Origin of the sequence: Hymenobacter sp. DG25A (assembly GCF_001280305.1) — a bacterium.
In the GTDB taxonomy this organism is placed as follows: Bacteria; Bacteroidota; Bacteroidia; order Cytophagales; family Hymenobacteraceae; genus Hymenobacter.
This window is the reverse complement of record NZ_CP012623.1, coordinates 2582199-2601320: the sequence shown is the minus strand read 5'-3', so window position 1 is coordinate 2601320 and position 19122 is coordinate 2582199. Positions and strand designations below refer to the sequence as shown.

The following is a 19122-nucleotide window of genomic DNA, read 5'->3' as shown; positions in this document are numbered from 1 at the left end:
GTACCTTTGCCGGCTACATCTCACAAAACTGCCCACCCATTTCCATGTACCTGAACCATATCATTGAGGCCGTTGGTAATACTCCGCTGGTGAAACTCAATAAAGTCACTGATGGCATTAAAGGCACCATCCTGGCCAAAGTGGAATATTTCAACCCCGGCAACTCGGTGAAAGACCGGATGGCCATTAAAATGGTGGATGATGCCGAGAAGGCCGGCCTGCTGAAACCCGGCGGCACCATCATTGAAGGCACCAGCGGCAACACCGGCATGGGCCTGGCGCTGGTAGCCATTGCCCGCGGCTACAAGTGCATCTTTGTGATGAGCGACAAGCAGAGCAAGGAAAAGCAGGATATTCTGCGGGCCGTAGGCGCCGAGGTGGTAGTATGCCCCGTAGACGTGGCCCCCGAGGACCCACGTTCTTATTACTCGGTAGCCCGCCGGCTAAGCCAGGAAACACCGAATTCGTTTTATCCCAACCAATACGATAACCTCTCCAACGCGGCCTCGCACTACGAAACAACCGGCCCCGAAATCTGGAACAGCACCGATGGCCGGATTACCCATCTGGCGGCAGGTGTAGGCACAGGCGGCACCATCTGCGGCACGGCCAAATTTCTGAAGGAGCGTAACCCCGGGGTGGTATCCATTGGCCTCGATACTTATGGCTCCGTTTTCAAAAAGTACAAGGAAACCGGTATCTTTGATGAGAACGAAATTTATCCTTACAAGACGGAAGGTATAGGGGAGGATATTCTCCCCAAGAACGTTGACTTTGATCTGATTGATCAGTTTATCAAAGTAACCGACCAGGACGCCGCCCTCATGACGCGCCGCCTGGCCAAAGAAGAAGGCCTCTTTGTAGGCTGGTCCTGTGGCTCGGCAGTGCATGGGGCATTAGAGTATGCCAAAGAGCACTTAAAAGAGGAAGACACCATGGTTATTATCCTGCCCGACCATGGCACCCGCTACCTCGGAAAAATCTACAACGACGACTGGATGCGCGAGCAAGGTTGGTTGTAGACTCCCATTATTCCCTGTTTGCGGATGGCAGGGCTCACGCGTACCAATGCCTATAGCCATGCCCAAGAAACTGCGCAACGTTGTACTGGTGGATGATAACGAAACCACCAGCTTTCTGAATAACCGCTTGCTCAGCCGTTTAGATGTGGCGGAAAGCGTGCAATCCTTCTCCCGCGCCGAAGAAGCCTATGCCTTCCTGTGGGGTGATGGCTCGGACGGTACCGGCACCAGCTCCGAAAAAGCGGCTAACCTGATATTTCTGGACCTGAAAATGCCCGGCATGGATGGTTTCGAGTTTCTGAAGCTGTATGATGCGCTGCCCGAGCAGGCCAAGCGCAACACGGTAATGACGGTTCTCACCACCTCCATGCACTCCGCGGATACCGCCCGGGTAGCCCAGTACAAGGATGTGGAGTACCTGGCCAAGCCGCTCACGGAGGAGAAAATGAATAAGCTCATCGAGAAGCGGTTTAAGGACAAGTAAGCCGTTGCTGTTGATTTAAATAAAAAAGGCCTTCTGCTGATCAGCAGAAGGCCTTTTTTTGTGTTATGGACAAGAACTTTCCTGGCTACACTACCGCTTCTACAAACCGGAAGGCTTCGCCATCAAACAGGCCTTTGTCGCTGAGCTTGAGGCTGGGAATGACCAGCAGCGCCATAAACGACAGCGTCATGAAGGGGGCCTGCAGCGGCGAGCCCAGCTGCTTGGCCAGGGCATCTACGGCGGCATAAGCCTCCGCCACGTGGTAGCCATCTTTATCTGACATTAGCCCCGCTACGGGCAGCGGCAGGAGCATTTCCTGGCCATCAGGGCCCACTGCGGCCAGACCCCCTTTGGCTTCCATCACAAGATTAACGGCGCGGGCCAGGCTCTCGTCGTCGCAGCCCACGGCCGTGATGTTGTGCGAGTCGTGGCCTACACTGCTGGCCAGCGCCCCTTTTTTCAGGCCAAATCCTTGGATGAACGAAGCCGCGGGTGGAGCCGCGTGGTAGCGGTTTACCACCGTCAGCTTCAGAACATCCTGCGGCACATCAGCTACCACATAGCCATCCTGCACGTTGGCGGCCATATCGTGGCGGGCCGTGATAAGCTGGCCGTCGAAGCACTCCATCACGCGCACGGTGGCTACATCGCCGGGGGTGGGCACCGCAAAATCAGCCGCCGTGAGGTGCTGGGGATGAAACTGGTTGACTACCGGGCAAGGGGCCGAGGCTATGCGCGTCTGGCCGTTTTCGGCCACCAGCACCCCATCCAGGTAGGTTTGCTGCACCTGGAAATTTTGGAGGTTTTGCACAACAATAAAATCGGCGGCATCCCCGGGCCGGAGCAGGCCCACGGGTAGGTTGTAGTGCTCCACGGGGTTGCGGCAGGCCACGCGCAGCACCTTCAGCACATCCTGGCCGCGGGCCACGGCCCGCTCCACCAGCTGGTTGATGTGGCCCAGCACCAGCGTATCGGGGTGCTTGTCGTCGGAGCAGAACATCATATTCTCGTAGTATTCCGGCAGCAAATCAATCAGCGCCTCAAAGTTGCGGGCCGCGGAGCCTTCCCGGATCAGGATTTTCATGCCCACGGCCAGCTTGTCCAAGGCTTCTTCGGCCGTAAAGCACTCGTGGTCGGTGCTGATGCCGGCGGCGGCGTACTGGCGGGCATCCTCGCCGCGCAGGCCGGGGGCGTGCCCATCTACGGGGCGGCCATAGGCCTGGGCCAGCCGGATTTTCTCCATCACCTCCGCGTCGCGGTGTAGCACGCCGGGCCAGTTCATCATCTCAGCCAGATATCCGATTTGGGGGTTCTGGAAGAGCTCCTCAATATCCTGGGCGGTAATGGTGGCGCCGGCGGTTTCAAACACGGTGGCGGGCACGCAGGAGGGAGCCCCAAAGCAGAACTTAAAGGGCACGTGCCCGGCGCTGGCCAGCATATACTCCACGCCTGCCACGCCCAGCACGTTGCCTATTTCGTGCGGATCGGAGACGGTGGCTACGGTGCCGTGCACCACGGCCAGGCGGGCAAACTCGGCGGGCACCAGCAGGGAGCTTTCCACGTGCACATGCGCATCTACAAAGCCGGGCAGAGCATAGGGGAGGGCGGCATCGGGAGCGGTGGCACCGGTGGGAGTAATGGACTGGATGCGCCCGGCCGCTACCTGAATAGTGGCGGGCAGGATAGTTTGCGCGAAGAGGTCGACGACATTGGCCGTCAGCTGGAATTCGGTGGGCATAAGCAGGGACACTAAGGGCCGGCGTGCGGCGTTGCGCTGTAAAGAACCTTAACTTTACCTGAAAATCAGTATCTCAGTTACCGTGAGAAAGAGCATCACCATGTTTTTGGCCTTCTGGGTGCTGGCCACGGCCGGCGGCCTCACTAGTTCCTGCGCCACCCGCACGCCCCAGCAAAAGAAAACGGCTTCCTTTAAACGGAAAGCCAAAGGCGGCCACGAGCCCTGCCCCTGCGACAGTCATTAATAAGCAAGAAGTACGTTGTCATGTCGAGCGAAGTCGAATCATGACAGGCTTTGCGTTAATGCCGTATTGAATTCATTTGCCGTAAAGATTTCCCACTAGCACAACTCTATGTCCACTGAATCTCCCCTAGCCGCCCTCCACCAGGCCGCCGAAGCCGTCCGCCAGGAACTGCAGGTAAATGCCTTTGATGCCGCCGCCGTGCAGCGCCTGGCCGACTTCATTGAAGCCCAGCGCCCCGGCCTGAAGCCCGAAGACCGGCAGGGTGTAATTACGGCCCTGGGCTGCTTTTTTGGGGAGTGCCTGGTCCAGACCTTCAAGGGCCAATGGGCAGCCGGCCCTGATGGTAATACCGGGGTGGGAATTGACGGCCAGCACTTCTTTAATCCGTTCTATCGGGTTGAGCAGCAGCTGACTCACGGTTTGCAGGAGTCGGTGGCGGCCTTCTTTGCCAGCGTGCCCAACCGCATGGCGGAGAAAGTACAGCGCAAAAGCTGGATTTAATATCAATTTTCAAATAAAAATTTCATTATTCCGCGCCAGTTCGCTATACTTACTTTACGACCTGGCAACACACCTATTGTCAATTAACCAGCCCAGAAGCCAGGACTGGTCCTTTACGTGCTGTGGAAGAACTGAGAGCGGCCGCCGAAGACGTGCGGCAGAATTTGAATTTTTCGTCGTTTGACGAACCCGCAGTGCGGGAGCTGGCCAAATTTATTGAGGAGCAACGCACTACCGTGCCCGAAGACGAGCAACCCGGCGTTATTAACGCCCTGGGATGCTTCCTGGGAGAGTGCATTATTCGGACCTTTGGGGGCTACTGGCACCGGGAGCTGAATGGCCTGGTGGGCGTGCGCCTGCAGGGCCGGGGCCTCATCAACCCGTTTGTTTCCGTAGAGCGCCACCTGCTGTACGGGGTAGCGGATGCCGTGGTATCCGTATTTCGGGAAGCGGCAGTGGTGCCGGAAACAACGCGGCGGAGAACGTGGATACCACTACCTTTGCCCCCGCGTCGAACCCTCTCCACATGAAACTACTCGTCATTGCCATCGATGGCTACTCCTCGTGCGGCAAAAGCACCACGGCTAAGGCCGTAGCCGCCGAATTAGGCTACGCCTACATCGATACGGGCGCCATGTACCGGGCAGTGACGTTGTATTTACTGGAGCATAACATCAGTCTGGAAGACCTGCCTCGTATTGAGCAGGCCCTGCATGAGATGCACATCACTTTTAAGCGCAACCGCCGGACGGGGCGCAACGAGGTGTGTATTGACGGCGAAATCCGGGAAGATGAAATCCGCCAGATGCGTATTTCCAACTCCGTGAGCGAGGTATCCGTGATTCCGGCCGTGCGCCACGCCATGGTGCGCCAGCAGCAGCGCATGGGCCGCAAGCGCGGCGTGGTAATGGATGGGCGGGATATTGGCACCACCGTGTTTCCGGATGCGGAAGTGAAAATATTTATGACGGCCGATACCCGAACCCGCGCCCTGCGCCGCCAGGATGAGCTGTTGGCCAAAGGGGAAGAGGTGGCGCTGGAAAGCATTATTGATAACCTCATCAAGCGCGACCATATAGATTCTACCCGCAGCGAGAGCCCCCTGCGCCGCGCCGCCGATGCCGTGCTGCTGGATACTTCGCACATTACCATTGATGAGCAGGTGGATTTCGTCCTCGAACGGGTTTCCGCCGTATTGTTAGCACAGGCTGCCGCCGCTTATAATGAGCGAAATGGCAGTGAAGCCGTGGTATAACCAGATGGGCCCGAAAGTTGCTTTCGGGCCTTCTGCTATTTGTTCCGTGAACCCATGAATGTTACGATAGATAAGAATTCCGGGTATTGCTTTGGGGTCGAATTCGCCATTCAGATGGCTGAGGACGAGCTGGCCAATGAACCGACGCTCTATTGCCTCGGCGACATTGTACACAACCGCATGGAGGTGGAGCGCCTCCATGCCCTGGGCCTGCGCATCATCGACCGGGAGCAGCTGGGCACCCTGCACGACTGCAAAGTGCTTATCCGGGCCCACGGCGAGCCGCCGGAAACCTACCAGCTGGCCCTACAGAACAACCTGGAGCTGATTGATGCTTCCTGCCCCGTAGTGCTGAAGCTGCAGAACCGCGTAAAGCACGCCTTCGACGCCACCACCCGGCAGGAAGGCCAGATTGTCATCTACGGGCAGCCCGGGCACGCCGAAGTGACGGGCCTCAATGGCCAGACCGGCAACCGCGCCCTCATTGTGATGCACGAGGCCGACCTGGACCAGATTGATTTCACCCGCCCCGTTACCCTGTTCAGCCAGACCACCAAGAGCACCGCCGGCTTCTACCACATGAAGGAGCTGATAGAGCAGCGTATTCAGGCGGTGGGCGGCCCTCTGCAGGCCTTTGATGCCAACGACAGCATCTGCCGCCAGGTAAGCAACCGGGAGCCGGCCCTGCGCCGCTTTGCCGTAGATCATGACGTGGTGATATTTGTCAGCGGCCGCAAAAGCTCCAATGGCAAGGCTCTGTTCTCGGTGGTGAACCAGACCAACCCGCGCAGCTATTTCGTGGAAAACGAGCAGGAAATAGACGACGCCTGGTTTCAGGGGGCAAACTCCGTGGGAATTTGCGGGGCTACCAGCACCCCCATGTGGCTCATGAGCCGCGTAGCAGAGCGTATTGAGCCCGTGGCCGCTGCGTAAGCAACTGGCTATTCTGCCGCTTCTTTTCTGATTTTTGGAGCCCGGTCGTCAGCGGCCGGGCTTTCTTGTGTAGTTTTCCGCCCTTCATGAGCAAACTCGGCAATTACTTTCTCAATGGGCTGCTGATTGTAGCCCCCATCACCATCACCATTTATATTCTGGTGGGCCTCTTTATGTGGCTGGATGGCCTGTTCAACCTGAATGGCTTTCCCGGCCTGGGTCTGCTCACCATGCTGGTGCTGATTACGCTGGTGGGCTTTGTGGCCCGCTCTTTTGCCGTGCGCCCGTTTCTGGTGCTCGCGGAGCGGGTGCTGCACCGCACCCCGCTGGTTAGCATCATTTATTCCAGCCTGAAAGATTTGTTTGATGCTTTTGTCGGCGACAATCAGAAGTTCAACCGCCCCGTGCTGGTGTGCGTGAACGAGGAAACCAAAGCCTACCGCATGGGCTTTGCCACCCAGGATGACCTGAGCGTGATGCACCGCCCCGATTTGCTGGCCGTGTACTACCCGCACTCCTACAACTTCTCCGGCGAACTGCAGCTGGTGCCCAAAGAATCCGTCACGTACCTGGATTTGCCCAGCAGTGAGGTAATGAAGTTTATTGTTTCCGGGGGCGTGTCTAAGTTGTGAGGTGGTGAAATGGCGAGTTTGTGAAGCTGTGAAATAACATCTGTCATCCTGAGCAAAGCGAAGGACCTTCTCTCGTTAGCACGAGTCGTAACAACGATTATCGTTTTAACGTGAGAAGGTCCTTCGCAAAGCTCAGGATGACAGGCGGGAAATACGCAACTTCACCTTTCATCTCCTCCGCCATGAAAACGCAACTGCACTATCAGCGCTATGGCACCGGGCCCCGGGCAATTCTGGCCTTTCATGGCTATGGGCAGGGCGAGGGCCACTGGCGCAACCTGATTGCCGCGCTGGACCCCGGCGTCACGGTATATGCCTTCGACCTGTTTTACCACGGCCGCAGCCGCCTGGCCCGCCCCGACGCCCCTCTCACTAAAAAGCGGCTGGGCGAGGTGATGGATGATTTTTTGCGGGAGCAGCAGCTCACCCGCTATGGGTTGCTGGCTTTCAGCATGGGGGCCAAATTTGCTCTCACGCTGCTGGAAAACCACCCGGAGCAGGTAGAGAAAATCTGGTTGATTGCCCCCGATGGCCTGCAGCGCCAGTTCTGGTATAAGCTGGCCACCTCGCCGGCCGTGATGCGTGGTATGCTGGGCCGGGCCGTGCTGCGGCCCCAGCGCCTGCTGGGGTTGCTGGATACCCTGGCACAGCGGCGGCTGGTCAACACAGGTCTGGTACGCTTTGCGCAGTGGCAGCTGGACAGCCGCGAAAAGCGCCTGCGCGTGTACCGCAGCTGGACGGGCTTCCGGAACCTCACGTTTGATCTGACCCACTTGCGCCGCCTGCTCAATCAGCATCAGATACCCATTACCTTTTTCCTGGGTCAGCACGACCGGGTCATTCCGTATGCCGGCCTGCAGCCCTTCATCAGTGGCCTGCAGCACGCGCACACTGTGGTCCTGAATGCCGGGCACGCTGGTTTGCTTCATGACGTAACCAGCTGGCTGCGGCGGCACCCACAGGAAGCCGGCTGGTAGCCAGCCGTTATTTCAGCAGCTCCTGCTCGTAAAGCCAGCGGTTATCCTCATTAAAGGCCACGAAAACCACGGTTTGCGGAAACTCAAACTGGGTCAGATACTTCCGGACTTCCCGCACGGCCAGCTCGGCCGCTTCTTCCTTGGGGTAGCTATAAATGCCTGTACTGATGCCCGGAAAGGCAATAGTGCTCAGCTGATGCTCCGTAGCCAGCTGCAGGGAGTTGCGGTAGCAGCTGGCCAGCAGCTCCGGCTCGCGCTTGTGGCCGCCCTGCCACACCGGGCCCACGGTATGAATTACGAACGAAGCCGGCAGCTGGCCGCCGGTAGTCAGTACGGCCTCGCCGGTGGGCAATCCAGCGGAATATTGGGTGGCGCGTATCTGCTGACAAGCTTCCCGGATGGCTGGCCCCCCTGCCAGGTGAATAGCCCCATCTACACCGCCGCCGCCCAGTAGGGAGGAGTTGGCCGCATTCACAATGGCATCGGTGTCAAGCTTCGTAATATCACCCAGGTACAGGAGAATGCGCCCAAAGGATTGGGCAGCGCGCCAGGGAGAGGCAGTAGGATCAGAGGAGGCCATAGCGGTAATAAGATAGGATGAGGCGCATACGTAGGCCGACGACCCAGGGCTTGGCTTTCGTCTCGCTTTTTCTACAGGTCAGCCCCTGAATAGCCCACCTGAGTAAATTACGAATTGTGTATATTATTTGAAATGAATAGGTTTCGATCAGTAATCCGTGTCTAACCCCTTACTTATAACTACCATGGAACCTGTAGAACGTGACCCCCAGCTTTGGCGCATGGCCCAAGACCGTGCCCGCTTTAAAACACATTTGTTCACGTATGCCTGGGTAAATGCCCTGCTATGGACTATCTGGTTTCTGACGGCCCGCCACTCAAATGGTATTCCGTGGCCCGTGTGGGCCACCGTATTCTGGGGCCTGTCCCTGGTTTTTCAGGGCTTTTCCACGTACGGGGGCTATGGGAAAAACCAGCTTTCGGAGCGGGAATACGAGCGGCTGATGCGCCAGCGGGAGCGGCACTAAGCCCACCGGCCGGCTGGGGCGTGTAACCTTGAGCAGCCAGTAGTAGTTTGGAGAAGCATGATGAAAAGCCGTCTGCTTCCGTTGCTGCTACTGGCGCCATTATGGGCCGCCACGCCGGGTGCCCCCGTGGTATCCGCCCCCGATAACCTGACCAAAATCAAGCTGCCGCCGGGCTTCACCATCAGCTACTTTGCCCGCAACGTAAGCGGGGCCCGCTCGCTGGCCGTCGGCACCGATGGCACCGTGTACGTAGGCACCCGCGGCGACAAAGTGTACGCCCTGCCGGACCGCAACCGTGACGGCCGCGCCGATGAAGTCATAACCATAGCCTCGGGCCTTAACCAGCCCAATGGCGTGGCCGTGCGCAATGGCGCGTTGTACGTAGGCGAAATCCAACGCATTGTGCGCTACGATAACATTGCCGCGCGCCTGAAGCAGCGCCCCAAACCGGTGGTAGTGTATGATAAGCTGCCCAACAAAGAATGGCACGGCTGGAAATACATTGCCTTTGGGCCCGATGGCAAGCTGTACGTGCCCGTAGGGGCGCCCTGCAACTCCTGCGAGCCCGAGGAGCCTATCTTCGCCACCATCAACCGTCTGAACCCCGACGGTACCGGCCTGGAAACCTTTGCCTACGGCGTGCGCAACACCGTGGGCTTCGACTGGAGCCCGGTAGACAAGGCCCTCTGGTTTACCGACAACGGCCGCGACCTGCTGGGCGACAATCTGCCGGCCGATGAGCTGAACCGGGCTCCTGCGGCCGGCATGCACTTCGGCTTTCCCTATTTCTTTGCCGGTGATGTGAAGGACCCGCAGTTTGGAGAAGGGAAATCAGCCGGTACGTATGTGAAGCCGGCCCGCAAGCTGGGGCCGCACGTGGCCGCATTGGGAATGAAGTTCTACACGGGCCGGCAGTTTCCGGCCGCCTACCGCAATCAGATTTTTATTCCCGAGCACGGCTCCTGGAACCGCAGCCAGAAACTGGGCTACCGCATTACGCTGGTCAGGCTGGATGCCACGGGCAAACAGGCCACCAGCTACGAAAACTTTGCTACCGGCTGGCTGCAGGGTCAGAAGGCCTGGGGCCGCCCCGTGTGCCTGCTGGTGATGCCCGATGGCTCCATGCTGGTCTCCGACGACCAGAACGACGCCGTATACCGCATCAGCTACAAAGGAGGGAAGTAGCCAATAATCACCCCCTTTCCTCTATCTATCTGTCATCCTGAGCCCCGCGAAGGACCTTCTCACGCTGGCACCAGGCGTTGTTACGCTTGTCGTTCAGTCGGGATAAGGTCCTTCGGCTAATGCCTCAGCATGGCCGTTATTTTTTCATACCTGTATTTCAGGCCCGCTCTAAATTTCAAACAGCGGCACATGCTCTATCTTGCCAACCATGAAAAAACCGCGGGTACCAAAGCAAGTTGTGGGGCGGCGTGAGCTGGTAGATTTTCCGGAGTTTCAGCTCTGGGGGGTAGAAGCCAAAGTGGATACGGGCGCCTACACCAGCGCCATCCATTGTTCCAACATTCACGTAGAGCGTCTCCCGGATGGGCGGGAGCAGCTGCGCGTGCTGTTGCTGGACCCCTCGCACCCCAACTTCGACGGTACGCCCATGGAATTTTCGGATTTTTCTCTGCGCGATATTCGCAGCTCCAATGGCGAGGTGCAGGAGCGCTTCGTCATCCGGGCTTCCCTGCGGCTGTTCGGACAAGATTATGTCACGGAGTTCTCATTATCTGACCGTTCCGACATGAAGTATCCGGTGCTGATAGGCCGTTTACTGCTGCGCCAGGCCCGATTTGTGGTTGATGTCAGCCGCCTGAACGTCTCGTACAAAGCCGGGCAAGCGGCAGAGCGCCGCGCCCGCTAACGGCGTTTTCGTCATCTTTGTGCCCCCATTCGGCCTCCTCTTTCCCTTTCTTTTCAAGCACCTTCTCTGATGAAACTGGCGATTCTGTCGCGTGAGCCGAAACTCTATTCCACTGCCCGTTTGGTAGAAGCCGCCCAATTGCGCGGCCACCAGGTAGAGGTAATAGACCATCTGCACTGCAACCTGGTACTTGAAAAAGGCATGCCTGGTATTATTTACCAAGGCCGTCGTTTAGAAGATTTCGATGCCATTATTCCCCGCATCGGGGCTTCCGTTACGTTTTATGGCTGCGCCGTAGTGCGTCAGTTTGAGATGATGAAGGTGCGCACGGCTGTGGAAAGCCAGGCCATTGTGCGCAGCCGCGATAAGCTCCGCTCTATGCAGATCCTGGCCCGCGCCGGCGTGGGCATGCCCAAAACCGCCTTCACCAACTATTCCGATGAAGTGCCCCAGATGATTGAGCAGGTAGGCGGGGCGCCGGTTATCATTAAGCTGCTGGAAGGCACCCAGGGCCTGGGCGTGGTACTGGCCGAATCGGCCAAAGCGGCCCAGTCTGTTATTGAGGCCTTCCACAACCTGAAAGCCCGCATTATTGTGCAGGAGTTCATTGCCGAAAGCAAAGGTGCTGACCTCCGGGCCTTTGTGGTAAACGGCGAAGTAGTAGGGGCCATGAAGCGGCAAGGTGCGGCCGGCGAGTTCCGCTCTAACCTGCACCGGGGCGGCAGCGGCAAGCTGGTAAAGCTGACCCGGGCCGAAAAAGCAGCCGCGCTGCTGGCCGCCAAATCCCTGGGCCTGGGCATTGCCGGGGTAGATATGCTGCAAAGCAAGCGGGGCCCGCTGGTGCTGGAGGTAAATTCCTCGCCGGGCCTGGAAGGCATTGAAAAAGCTACCGGTCTGGATATAGCCGGCAAAATCATTGAGTATACCGAGGAGTTGGCCCGGAAGCACAAAAGCAAGGGTGCCAAGCGCAAAACCACGGCGTCGGCTGCCCCCGATAGTCAGTCGGACGAGCCACAGCAGTAGCGCAGAACCGCTTTTACGTTAGGCAGAGGACCGCGCGCTCAGCTCCTGCTGCACCCGGCGCGAAAGTTTGGCCCAGACTAGCTCGTAGGATTTTCGGACGTATTCCTGCCATTCCGGGGTGGTAAAGCGGCGGAGTTCCTGCACCAGCATCCAGTGGTGGCGGGCCATGTAAGGTGCCGGAATAATGGCGGGCGTTTCCGTGAGCAGGGCAAAATCCTCGTCGCTGGCTTTGAAGCTGACGGTAGTGGGAGAGTCCAGGGACATGACGCAGAACATTTTTTGTCCCACGCTAAAGCACAAATCATGTCCCCATTTTATATCTTCCGTAGCCGCCGGCAGATGCTGACAGAAGGAGCGTAAGTCTTCCAAATTCATAAAGGGAGGGTTATAGGCGCCTGAAGTCAGGTTCAGCGCCTGGTCCTAAGGTCGGCTAAATTCCTTTTTTCTTCCACTAGTCCATCTGCATTTGCCCAGTCACTCCGTTACCGAGCCCCAGGATATTTGCATCAACGGCCTGACCATCCGGCCGGGCGAGCGGGTAACTACGCGCCTGGTCATTTCCCGGCTGCCTTCCGGAACGGTGATTGATGTGCCGGTAAATGTGTTTCGCTCAACCTTGCCCGGCCCCACGGTGCTGCTGATGGCCGGCATGCACGGCGACGAGGTAAACGGCATTGAAACCATCCGGCGGCTGATCCGGCGCAATATGCTGCAGCCGCTGCGGGGCAGCATTATTGCCATTCCGCTGCTCAATATCTACGGGTTTCTGAACTTCTCCCGGGAGGTGCCCGATGGCAAAGACGTGAACCGCAGCTTTCCCGGCCACCCCCGGGGCTCCCTGGCCAGCCGCGTGGCGCACCGCTTCATGCGCGAAATCATGCCCCTAGTAGACTACGGTATTGATTTCCACACCGGCGGAGCGGCCCGCAGCAACAGCCCCCAGGTGCGCTGCCTGCTGGGCGAGGATGACGAGACGGATGCCCTGGCGGCCGCTTTTGCCGCGCCCTTTACGCTGCACTCGGGCCTGCGCGCCGGCTCCCTGCGCGAGGCCGCCATGCAGCAGGGGCGGCGCATTATTGTGTACGAAACCGGGGAGTCGCTGCGCTTTGATGAGCCCGGGATTGAGCTGGCCATTGCGGGCACGTTTCGGGTGCTGCACCACCTGGGCATGGCGCCGGAGGTGCCGCCGCCTGCGCAGCCCAGCATCATCTGCCCCCGCCATACCTGGCTGCGCGCGAAGTACGCCGGGCTGTTTCGCAGCCACGTGCAGCTGGGCGACTACCTGGAAAAAGGGCAGGTGTACGGCACTATCACCGACCCCTACGGCGAAATGGCCGTGCGCCTGGAGTCCCTGGTGAGCGGCTACGTGGTGGGCGTCAACCACATGCCCGTGGTAAACCAGGGAGATGCCCTGCTGCACATCGGCCGCACTGATACGGCCCCGAGCCGCGCCGACCTGATTGTGCCCTTCGAGGAAAAGCCCGGCCGTACCCCCGAAGAAACCGACCCGGACGAGGACGAAACCACCACGGTGCTGGAATAGCCGGGAGGCCGCACGCTTTCCTGATTTATTCTCGGGGCCGGAATGCGGATGGCTTGCCGCATTTTATGTTTCTTTGCCCGGCCGTTGTTCGGCCTCCTTCTTTTTTTCTATTTCTTACTGATGAACAACCCCCTGCGCATCGTTATTGACGCGGTCCTGGTTATTGCCGTGGCTGTGCTGTTTTACCTCCACTTCGCTAATAAGCCGGCCGCCACGCCCGCCCGCGTCCGCACCGTAGTGCACACCGATTCCACCGGCACCGCCACTGCCACCAACGAGCTGGAAGCCGTAGCCGATACCGATAAAATTGCCTTCGTGGTTTCGGAAGAGCTGCTGAATAACTACCAGGCCATGAAAGATGCCCGCAAGAGCTTCGAGGCCAAAGTGAAAGGCTGGAGCAACCAGAACGACGCCATTGGCCGCCAGTTCCAGAGCGCCATCCAGAAATATCAGCAGCAGGCCGCTTCGCTCACGCCCGAGCAGCGGGCTGCCACCGAGCAGCAGCTGGAAGCGCAGCGCGTGAAAGGCGGCCAGCTGCAGCAGCAGCTGCAGCAGAAAGCCGCGGAAGAAGAAGCCCGCATGACCAAGCAGGTGCTGGACCGCGTGGACAAGCAGGTGGCGCTCTACGGCAAGGAAAACGGCTACCGCCTCATCCTGATTTCTGCGCCCAGCGGCACTATTGCCTACGGTCGCAAGGACCTGGACATTACCAAAGAAGTGACGGCCTACTTGAACAAGGAGTACTCGGCTAAAAAGAAATAAGTACTGCGGCCGTTGCCGCTTAGAAAACGCCTGCCTTTCTTCCGGGAAAAGCAGGCGTTTTTTTCGGCCCGGCGGGCAACCAATCAGGCTTTGTCAGGCTCTTGCAGTCAACCCGAATAGCTTTCTTATCCTACTCTATGCCAATACTTCGACGCTTAGGATTGCTGGTATGCCTGCTACTGCCCATGGGCGCAGTGCAGGCCCAGCAGCCCGCCAAAATCACTATTAGCGGCTACGTGCGCGACGCCGCCACCGGCGAAAACCTGATTGGCGTGGCCGTGGTGCACCCGGCCGGCGGCCAGGGAACGGCCACCAACAACTACGGCTTCTACTCCCTGACTTTGCCTGCCGCCGACTCCGTGCGGCTGCTGGTCTCTTACCTGGGCTATGAAAAGGCGCGCTGGGCCGCGGCCGCCGGCCGCAGCCACACCCACGATTTCCGGATGAAGCCGCTTTCCGCCGAGCTGACGGGCGTGGAAGTGGTAGGCAGCCGGGAGGAGAAAATTGCCCAGAGCACACGCATGGGCACCATCAACGTACCCATCACGCAAATAAAAACCCTGCCCGCCCTGCTGGGCGAGGTAGATGTACTGAAAGTGCTGCAGCTGCTGCCCGGCGTGCAGAGCGGGGGCGAGGGCACCAGCGGCCTCTACGTGCGCGGCGGCTCCCCCGACCAGAACCTGATTCTGCTGGATGGCACCCCGGTGTACAACGCCTCGCACCTGTTCGGGTTTTTCTCCGTGTTTAATGCCGATGCCCTGAATAACGTGGAGCTGATTAAAGGCGGCTTCCCGGCCCGGTACGGCGGGCGGCTTTCCTCGGTGCTGGATATTTCCATGAAGGAGGGCAACATGCAGGAATTCCACGGCGAGGGAGCTGTAGGGCTGATTGCCTCCAAGCTCACGCTGGAAGGTCCTATCAAGAAGGATACGGCCTCGTTTATTTTCTCCGCCCGCCGCACCTATCTGGATATCCTGGCCCAGCCGCTCATTAAGGCCAGCCTGGCCAGTGAGAACAGCAGCGGCTCCCTGGGGTATTTCTTTCATGATTTGAACGGCAAGCTGAACTGGAAAATCAGCCCCCGCGACCGGGTGTACCTGAGTGCCTTTACCGGCTACGACAAGTTCTACGCCCGCATCCGCGACAAATATGAAAACGAGGATTACAACAGCACCAAATCGGCGCTGGGGTGGGGCAACCTCACGGCGGCGCTGCGCTGGAACCGGGTGCTCAACAGCCAGTTGTTCCTGAATACCCACCTCACTTACAGTAAGTACCAGTTCAACATCGGGGCCGAGGAGGAAAGCCGCTCCGGCAGCCAGACCGACAAGTTCACCCTGCGCTACTTTTCCAATATCCGGGACCTGAGCCTGAAGTCGGACCTGGACTATATGCCCTCGCCCGACCATTATATCCGGGCCGGAGGGCAGTACATTCTCCACTCCTTCAAGCCCGGGGCGCTGCAGGCCAAGGGTTCCGAGGAGCTGAGCGAGCTGAACTCCGTATCGAAAGTAGGCGCGCACGAGGCCTCGCTTTATGCCGAGGACGACTACCGGGTAAATGAGCGGCTGAAGGTGAACGGGGGCCTGCGGCTGAACAGCTTTCTGGTGAAAGATAAGCTGTACCCTTCGCTGGAGCCGCGCCTGGCAGCCCGGTTTCTGCTCACGCCCGAATGGGCTCTGAAAGCCGCCTACGCCCGCACCACGCAATACATTCACCTGCTCACCAACAGCGGCATCGGCCTGCCTACTGATTTGTGGGTGCCCTCTACCGCTACCGTGCGCCCGCAGCGGGCCCAGCAAATCAGCGTGGGCGCGGCCCGTACCCTGCGCTACCAAGATGAGGACTATGAGCTGAGCCTGGAAAGCTACTACAAGCCCATGCGCAACCTCATTGAGTACCGTGAGGGCGCCAGCTTCCTGGGCACTACCGACAATAACTGGGAAAGCAAAGTAACCAGCGGCCGGGGCTGGGCCTACGGGGGTGAGGTGTTTCTGCAGAAGAAAAGCGGCCGCACCACCGGCTGGCTAGGCTACACCCTGGCCTGGAGCAACCGCAAATTTCCGGAGCTGAACCAGGGCCGCCTGTTTCCCTTCAAGTACGACCGGCGCCACGACGCTTCCCTGGTCATCATTCATAAGCTGAAGGAAAACCTGCTGCTCTCCGGCACCTGGGTATACGGCACCGGCAACGGTACCACGCTCTCAGAAGGCCGCTACCGCCTGGGCGTGTATGAGCAGTACGACGACTACGGCCCGCGCAACGCCTACCGCATGCGCGCCTACCACCGCCTGGACCTGGATTTGAGCCAGACCCGGAAAAAGCGCTGGGGCGAAGTAGTAAACAGCTTCTCGCTCTACAACGCTTACAGCCGCAAAAACCCCTATTATCTCTACCTGCGCCAGGGCCGCACCGATGAGTATGGCAACGAAGTGGAGAAGTCTTCTTACCGGCAGATTTCTCTGTTCCCTATTATCCCATCGTTCAGCAAGAGCTTCCGCTTTTAAGGTGAATTCTGATATGAAAATGCTACCCAAGCTCCGTCCGGCGGCCTTTCTTTTTCTGTTGCTGCTGACTGCCGGCTGCGAAATGGCGGTGGATGTGCCCGCCCCCAAGCACACGCCCCGACTGGCCCTCACCTATGTGCTCAGCAACCAGACTCCCGATTCCCAATACTGGCAGAGCTACCCGCACCGCCAGCTCACGGTGAGCATCAGTCAGGGCGTGTTCAATAATGCCGAGGTGAGCCAGCCCGCCAATGCTACCGTGGAGCTGCTGGATGCCAGCGGGCAGGTGGTGGAGCGCTTTCGGGGGCGCTACCGCTACTACAACCCCTTCACGCAGGATAGCATGGGGGCCTACTATGAGCCCTTGTATGGCTTTGCGGGCCAGCCGGGCCAGCGCTACACCCTGCGGGCCGCCCTGCCCGGCCTGCCAACGGCCGAAAGTACCATAGCGCTGCCGGCGCCGGCCGCAATGGGCGCGGCTACCTTTGTGCGGCGGCAAAGCACCCCCAATGAAAGCCAGTACTTTGCGGCCGGCCACCTCACGCTGAGCATGCCCGATGCCGCGGCTTCCACCGATTATTATGTGGCCACGGCCCGGGTGCTGGACGCACAGGGGCGCTTCTGGGGCATGCTGTCCAACGACTATCAGAATGAAGACCCCGGCAGCGACGTGTCCGTAGACCGGTTTCTGCTCTCCGATGGGTACAGCAACCGCCCCAATGTGTACGCCGATTTAAACGCCAACGGGCGCACCCTGACGCTGACGCAGAACGTACAGGCGTATTTTTCGGGCAACTTTAATCCCGGCGACCCCCAAAACTACCGGGAGCCGGCCTTCATCGAAGTAACCGTCAGCACCCTCAACCGCGAAGCCTACGACTTCTACCAGTCGGTGCAGCGCTACCAGGACAGCCACGACAACCCCTTTGCCGAGCCGGCGCCCTTAGCCTCCAACATCCGCAACGGCTACGGCCTGTTTGGCGGCGCTACCGATACCAAGGTGGTTATCCCCATTCAATAACCAGCTGGTGGCCGGCCTCCAGGGTAAGTCGGCCACTGGCTCAGGTTGCTTAGCGGTGCAGCAGCTGGCGCAGTACGGCGCCTTCGCTGGTGCGCAGCCGGATAAAATACATGCCCCCTGCTAACTTCTGCAGGTTCAGCGTGGCGCGGAGGGTGCCTTGCCGGGGCTGCACCTGCTGCGTGCGCACCACTTGCCCCAGGCTATTCATAATTTCCGCCTGCAGGGGCGTGGTTTCCCGCAGGCCGCTTACCTCCAGCGTGGCGGCCTCGGCGGCCGGGTTGGGGTAGAGGCTACCCTGGTTTTCCCGCAATGCCAGCCGGGTGGCCGTCACGGAGAAAGCCTGGAAGTTGCTGTTATTGGTGCGGCTGACGTTCATGAAGGTGGTGGTGCCGGGCGTCAGCTGCTGTTCCACCGTGCGCAGCACCCGGTTGTTGTCGCCGTATTTAATGAGGTATCTGGTTTCCGAAGTGATGACCCAGGCCGCGCCTTGCCAGATTTCTTCCCGGTTGTTGGTGAGGTTATGCTGGGCATCGTTTAGTAGGGAAAGGCGGGTAGCATTCACCCACGCGGTGCCCGACCAATTCTCCGTTACTTCCACGCTGCTTCCGTTGCCGGGGTAGCTGAAGGTATGGCGAAAAGCATTCTGCCAGGTATTGTTGCCCCAGGTCTGCTCAATGTAGGAAGTATACTGCTGGGCATTGAAATCGGCCCACTCAATATTAATCTCCCGCGTGGCATTCACCCACGCGTTGTTCTGCCAGATTTGATTTACGATTTCCGTGTGGCGGTTATTGACAATGGTATACTGCTGACGGCTGGTATTTATGAAGCTGCCATTGGGCTGCAGGGTTTCCATAATCATCTCCTGCCACACACCCGCGCCATTACGGGTAACGGTAATGCGGTTGCCATCAGTAAGCACCCATGCGTTATTCATCCAAGTGTATAATGAGCTGGACGTTATATCGTTATGTGTATCGAAAGTGAGTCGGTATTGCGAATAATTTACCCAGGCTGTGCCCAACCAGACTTCTATTTGATAAAGTGTGAGGCGTCCTTGCGCATCATATGTAAAGCTGACGCGTCCCAGCGGCACCTGCGTTACCGAATCAGAAGCCATAATCTGGAGCGGCATACCCTGCTCGTTGTAGGTAGACACGTATGTAATAGCATCCGCCCACTTACCGTCCTTCCACTCATAGTACACCGATTGGCCAGGTAGATAAACGGTTTCCTGCGGACGGGCTTTAGCAAACCCCTGTAATTTTGGTGAGCCAGTGCCTTTAACCAGTTGTTGAAGCTCAATCGGAAGCCGTTGCCACATACCCGTAGCAGATGATTGGGCCTGCCCGGCTAAACTGCCAAGACAATAAAGTGCCAGGAAAAAGAGGCGTAGAGTCGTTTTCATAGCGGTTATAGGTTAAAGGCTGGGTATCAGGAGCAGGGAGCACACCACATTCTGCTGTTGAGTGTACTAATTATTGTGAAATTAAATATATAATTTATGAAATATTTATGCAATGATTTTCCTCACGCTTTCCGCCTAGGGTATAAAAAAACCGGC

20 protein-coding genes and 1 pseudogene are annotated in these 19122 nt (G+C 58.5%); 17 read left to right on the top strand and 4 right to left on the bottom strand.

Annotated elements, in window-relative coordinates; translation table 11 throughout:
• Window positions 1–44 precede the first annotated feature (44 nt).
• A pseudogene (locus AM218_RS11130) lies at window positions 45–1019 on the top strand (PLP-dependent cysteine synthase family protein); the annotation flags it as partial.
• A 61-nt stretch (window positions 1020–1080) separates the two neighbouring features.
• Window positions 1081–1506, top strand: a complete 426-nt coding sequence (locus AM218_RS11125) for a response regulator (RefSeq protein ID WP_071843898.1) — start codon at window positions 1081–1083, stop codon at window positions 1504–1506.
• A gap of 85 nt (window positions 1507–1591) precedes the next feature.
• On the opposite strand, the gene ade is transcribed toward AM218_RS11125, so the two are convergent.
• A complete protein-coding gene (ade, locus tag AM218_RS11120) occupies window positions 1592–3244 on the bottom strand; it encodes an adenine deaminase (protein ID WP_054413928.1) in 1653 nt (550 codons plus the stop codon).
• An 82-nt stretch (window positions 3245–3326) separates the two neighbouring features.
• Here ade and AM218_RS16820 point away from each other — a divergent pair, with 82 nt between their 5' ends.
• The 7 genes from AM218_RS16820 (at window position 3327) to AM218_RS11090 (ending at window position 7786) form a co-directional block, all read left to right on the top strand.
• Window positions 3327–3488 (top strand): hypothetical protein, encoded by a 162-nt coding sequence (locus tag AM218_RS16820; RefSeq protein WP_157547633.1) that lies wholly within the window; start codon window positions 3327–3329, stop codon window positions 3486–3488.
• A 108-nt stretch (window positions 3489–3596) separates the two neighbouring features.
• Entirely contained in the window at window positions 3597–3989 is a 393-nt protein-coding gene (locus AM218_RS11115) for a hypothetical protein (protein WP_054413927.1), read from the top strand.
• A gap of 122 nt (window positions 3990–4111) precedes the next feature.
• Window positions 4112–4519, top strand: a complete 408-nt coding sequence (locus AM218_RS11110) for a hypothetical protein (protein ID WP_054413926.1) — start codon at window positions 4112–4114, stop codon at window positions 4517–4519.
• Window positions 4516–5244, top strand: coding sequence for a (d)CMP kinase (gene cmk, locus AM218_RS11105; protein WP_054413925.1), 729 nt, complete (start codon window positions 4516–4518; stop codon window positions 5242–5244). Before AM218_RS11110 ends, cmk begins: the two co-directional genes overlap by 4 nt.
• 54 nt (window positions 5245–5298) lie before the next feature.
• Window positions 5299–6177 carry a 4-hydroxy-3-methylbut-2-enyl diphosphate reductase gene (locus AM218_RS11100; protein ID WP_054413924.1) on the top strand — a complete coding sequence of 293 codons (879 nt, stop codon included), beginning with the start codon at window positions 5299–5301 and terminating at the stop codon, window positions 6175–6177.
• Between the two features lie 86 nt (window positions 6178–6263).
• Complete coding sequence (locus AM218_RS11095; protein WP_054413923.1) at window positions 6264–6809, top strand: DUF502 domain-containing protein; 546 nt, start codon at window positions 6264–6266, stop codon at window positions 6807–6809.
• 182 nt (window positions 6810–6991) lie between these two features.
• Entirely contained in the window at window positions 6992–7786 is a 795-nt protein-coding gene (locus AM218_RS11090; RefSeq protein WP_054413922.1) for an alpha/beta fold hydrolase, read from the top strand.
• 7 nt (window positions 7787–7793) lie between these two features.
• On the opposite strand, the gene AM218_RS11085 is transcribed toward AM218_RS11090, so the two are convergent.
• Window positions 7794–8366, bottom strand: a complete 573-nt coding sequence (locus tag AM218_RS11085; protein WP_054413921.1) for an O-acetyl-ADP-ribose deacetylase — start codon at window positions 8364–8366, stop codon at window positions 7794–7796.
• Window positions 8367–8550: 184 nt separating this feature from the next.
• Here AM218_RS11085 and AM218_RS11080 point away from each other — a divergent pair, with 184 nt between their 5' ends.
• From AM218_RS11080 to rimK, 4 genes are all read left to right on the top strand, one after another.
• Window positions 8551–8832, top strand: a complete 282-nt coding sequence (locus tag AM218_RS11080) for a 2TM domain-containing protein (RefSeq protein WP_071843768.1) — start codon at window positions 8551–8553, stop codon at window positions 8830–8832.
• A gap of 57 nt (window positions 8833–8889) precedes the next feature.
• Entirely contained in the window at window positions 8890–10017 is a 1128-nt protein-coding gene (locus tag AM218_RS11075) for a PQQ-dependent sugar dehydrogenase (protein WP_231717476.1), read from the top strand.
• Window positions 10018–10225: 208 nt separating this feature from the next.
• Entirely contained in the window at window positions 10226–10702 is a 477-nt protein-coding gene (locus AM218_RS11070) for an ATP-dependent zinc protease family protein (protein ID WP_054413919.1), read from the top strand.
• Between the two features lie 69 nt (window positions 10703–10771).
• Complete coding sequence (gene rimK, locus AM218_RS11065) at window positions 10772–11725, top strand: 30S ribosomal protein S6--L-glutamate ligase (protein WP_054413918.1); 954 nt, start codon at window positions 10772–10774, stop codon at window positions 11723–11725.
• Window positions 11726–11743: 18 nt separating this feature from the next.
• Here the strand turns inward: rimK and AM218_RS11060 are convergent, their stop codons facing one another.
• Window positions 11744–12100: an MmcQ/YjbR family DNA-binding protein gene (locus tag AM218_RS11060; RefSeq protein WP_054413917.1), complete on the bottom strand. Its 357-nt coding sequence runs from the start codon at window positions 12098–12100 to the stop codon at window positions 11744–11746.
• A gap of 91 nt (window positions 12101–12191) precedes the next feature.
• On the opposite strand from AM218_RS11060, the gene AM218_RS11055 reads away from it, so the two are divergent.
• The 4 genes from AM218_RS11055 (at window position 12192) to AM218_RS11040 (ending at window position 17558) form a co-directional block, all read left to right on the top strand.
• On the top strand, window positions 12192–13268 hold the full coding sequence (locus tag AM218_RS11055) for a succinylglutamate desuccinylase/aspartoacylase family protein (RefSeq protein ID WP_054413916.1): 1077 nt from the start codon (window positions 12192–12194) through the stop codon (window positions 13266–13268).
• Window positions 13269–13388: 120 nt separating this feature from the next.
• Entirely contained in the window at window positions 13389–14030 is a 642-nt protein-coding gene (locus tag AM218_RS11050) for an OmpH/Skp family outer membrane protein (protein ID WP_197273954.1), read from the top strand.
• A 137-nt stretch (window positions 14031–14167) separates the two neighbouring features.
• Complete coding sequence (locus AM218_RS11045; protein ID WP_071843767.1) at window positions 14168–16537, top strand: TonB-dependent receptor; 2370 nt, start codon at window positions 14168–14170, stop codon at window positions 16535–16537.
• A 19-nt stretch (window positions 16538–16556) separates the two neighbouring features.
• Window positions 16557–17558, top strand: coding sequence for a DUF4249 domain-containing protein (locus AM218_RS11040; protein WP_197273953.1), 1002 nt, complete (start codon window positions 16557–16559; stop codon window positions 17556–17558).
• A 49-nt stretch (window positions 17559–17607) separates the two neighbouring features.
• Here the strand turns inward: AM218_RS11040 and AM218_RS11035 are convergent, their stop codons facing one another.
• Window positions 17608–18882: a T9SS type A sorting domain-containing protein gene (locus AM218_RS11035; RefSeq protein WP_197273952.1), complete on the bottom strand. Its 1275-nt coding sequence runs from the start codon at window positions 18880–18882 to the stop codon at window positions 17608–17610.
• Between the last annotated feature and the right edge of the window lie 240 nt (window positions 18883–19122).

What these genes read in the sequence shown, in the direction of transcription:
- AM218_RS11090 (WP_054413922.1), top strand. Translation starts at nt 6,992, where the DNA reads ATGAAAACGCAACTGCACTATCAGCGCTATGGCACCGGGCCCCGGGCA.
- AM218_RS11035 (WP_197273952.1), bottom strand. Translation starts at nt 18,882, where the DNA reads ATGTGGCAACGGCTTCCGATTGAGCTTCAACAACTGGTTAAAGGCACT.
- AM218_RS11085 (WP_054413921.1), bottom strand. Translation starts at nt 8,366, where the DNA reads ATGGCCTCCTCTGATCCTACTGCCTCTCCCTGGCGCGCTGCCCAATCC.
- AM218_RS11050 (WP_197273954.1), top strand. Translation starts at nt 13,389, where the DNA reads ATGAACAACCCCCTGCGCATCGTTATTGACGCGGTCCTGGTTATTGCC.
- rimK (WP_054413918.1), top strand. Translation starts at nt 10,772, where the DNA reads ATGAAACTGGCGATTCTGTCGCGTGAGCCGAAACTCTATTCCACTGCC.
- AM218_RS11045 (WP_071843767.1), top strand. Translation starts at nt 14,168, where the DNA reads ATGCCAATACTTCGACGCTTAGGATTGCTGGTATGCCTGCTACTGCCC.
- AM218_RS11100 (WP_054413924.1), top strand. Translation starts at nt 5,299, where the DNA reads ATGAATGTTACGATAGATAAGAATTCCGGGTATTGCTTTGGGGTCGAA.
- AM218_RS11080 (WP_071843768.1), top strand. Translation starts at nt 8,551, where the DNA reads ATGGAACCTGTAGAACGTGACCCCCAGCTTTGGCGCATGGCCCAAGAC.
- AM218_RS11060 (WP_054413917.1), bottom strand. Translation starts at nt 12,100, where the DNA reads ATGAATTTGGAAGACTTACGCTCCTTCTGTCAGCATCTGCCGGCGGCT.
- AM218_RS11095 (WP_054413923.1), top strand. Translation starts at nt 6,264, where the DNA reads ATGAGCAAACTCGGCAATTACTTTCTCAATGGGCTGCTGATTGTAGCC.
- AM218_RS11125 (WP_071843898.1), top strand. Translation starts at nt 1,081, where the DNA reads ATGCCCAAGAAACTGCGCAACGTTGTACTGGTGGATGATAACGAAACC.
- AM218_RS11040 (WP_197273953.1), top strand. Translation starts at nt 16,557, where the DNA reads ATGCTACCCAAGCTCCGTCCGGCGGCCTTTCTTTTTCTGTTGCTGCTG.
- cmk (WP_054413925.1), top strand. Translation starts at nt 4,516, where the DNA reads ATGAAACTACTCGTCATTGCCATCGATGGCTACTCCTCGTGCGGCAAA.
- ade (WP_054413928.1), bottom strand. Translation starts at nt 3,244, where the DNA reads ATGCCCACCGAATTCCAGCTGACGGCCAATGTCGTCGACCTCTTCGCG.
- AM218_RS11075 (WP_231717476.1), top strand. Translation starts at nt 8,890, where the DNA reads ATGATGAAAAGCCGTCTGCTTCCGTTGCTGCTACTGGCGCCATTATGG.
- AM218_RS11115 (WP_054413927.1), top strand. Translation starts at nt 3,597, where the DNA reads ATGTCCACTGAATCTCCCCTAGCCGCCCTCCACCAGGCCGCCGAAGCC.
- AM218_RS11070 (WP_054413919.1), top strand. Translation starts at nt 10,226, where the DNA reads ATGAAAAAACCGCGGGTACCAAAGCAAGTTGTGGGGCGGCGTGAGCTG.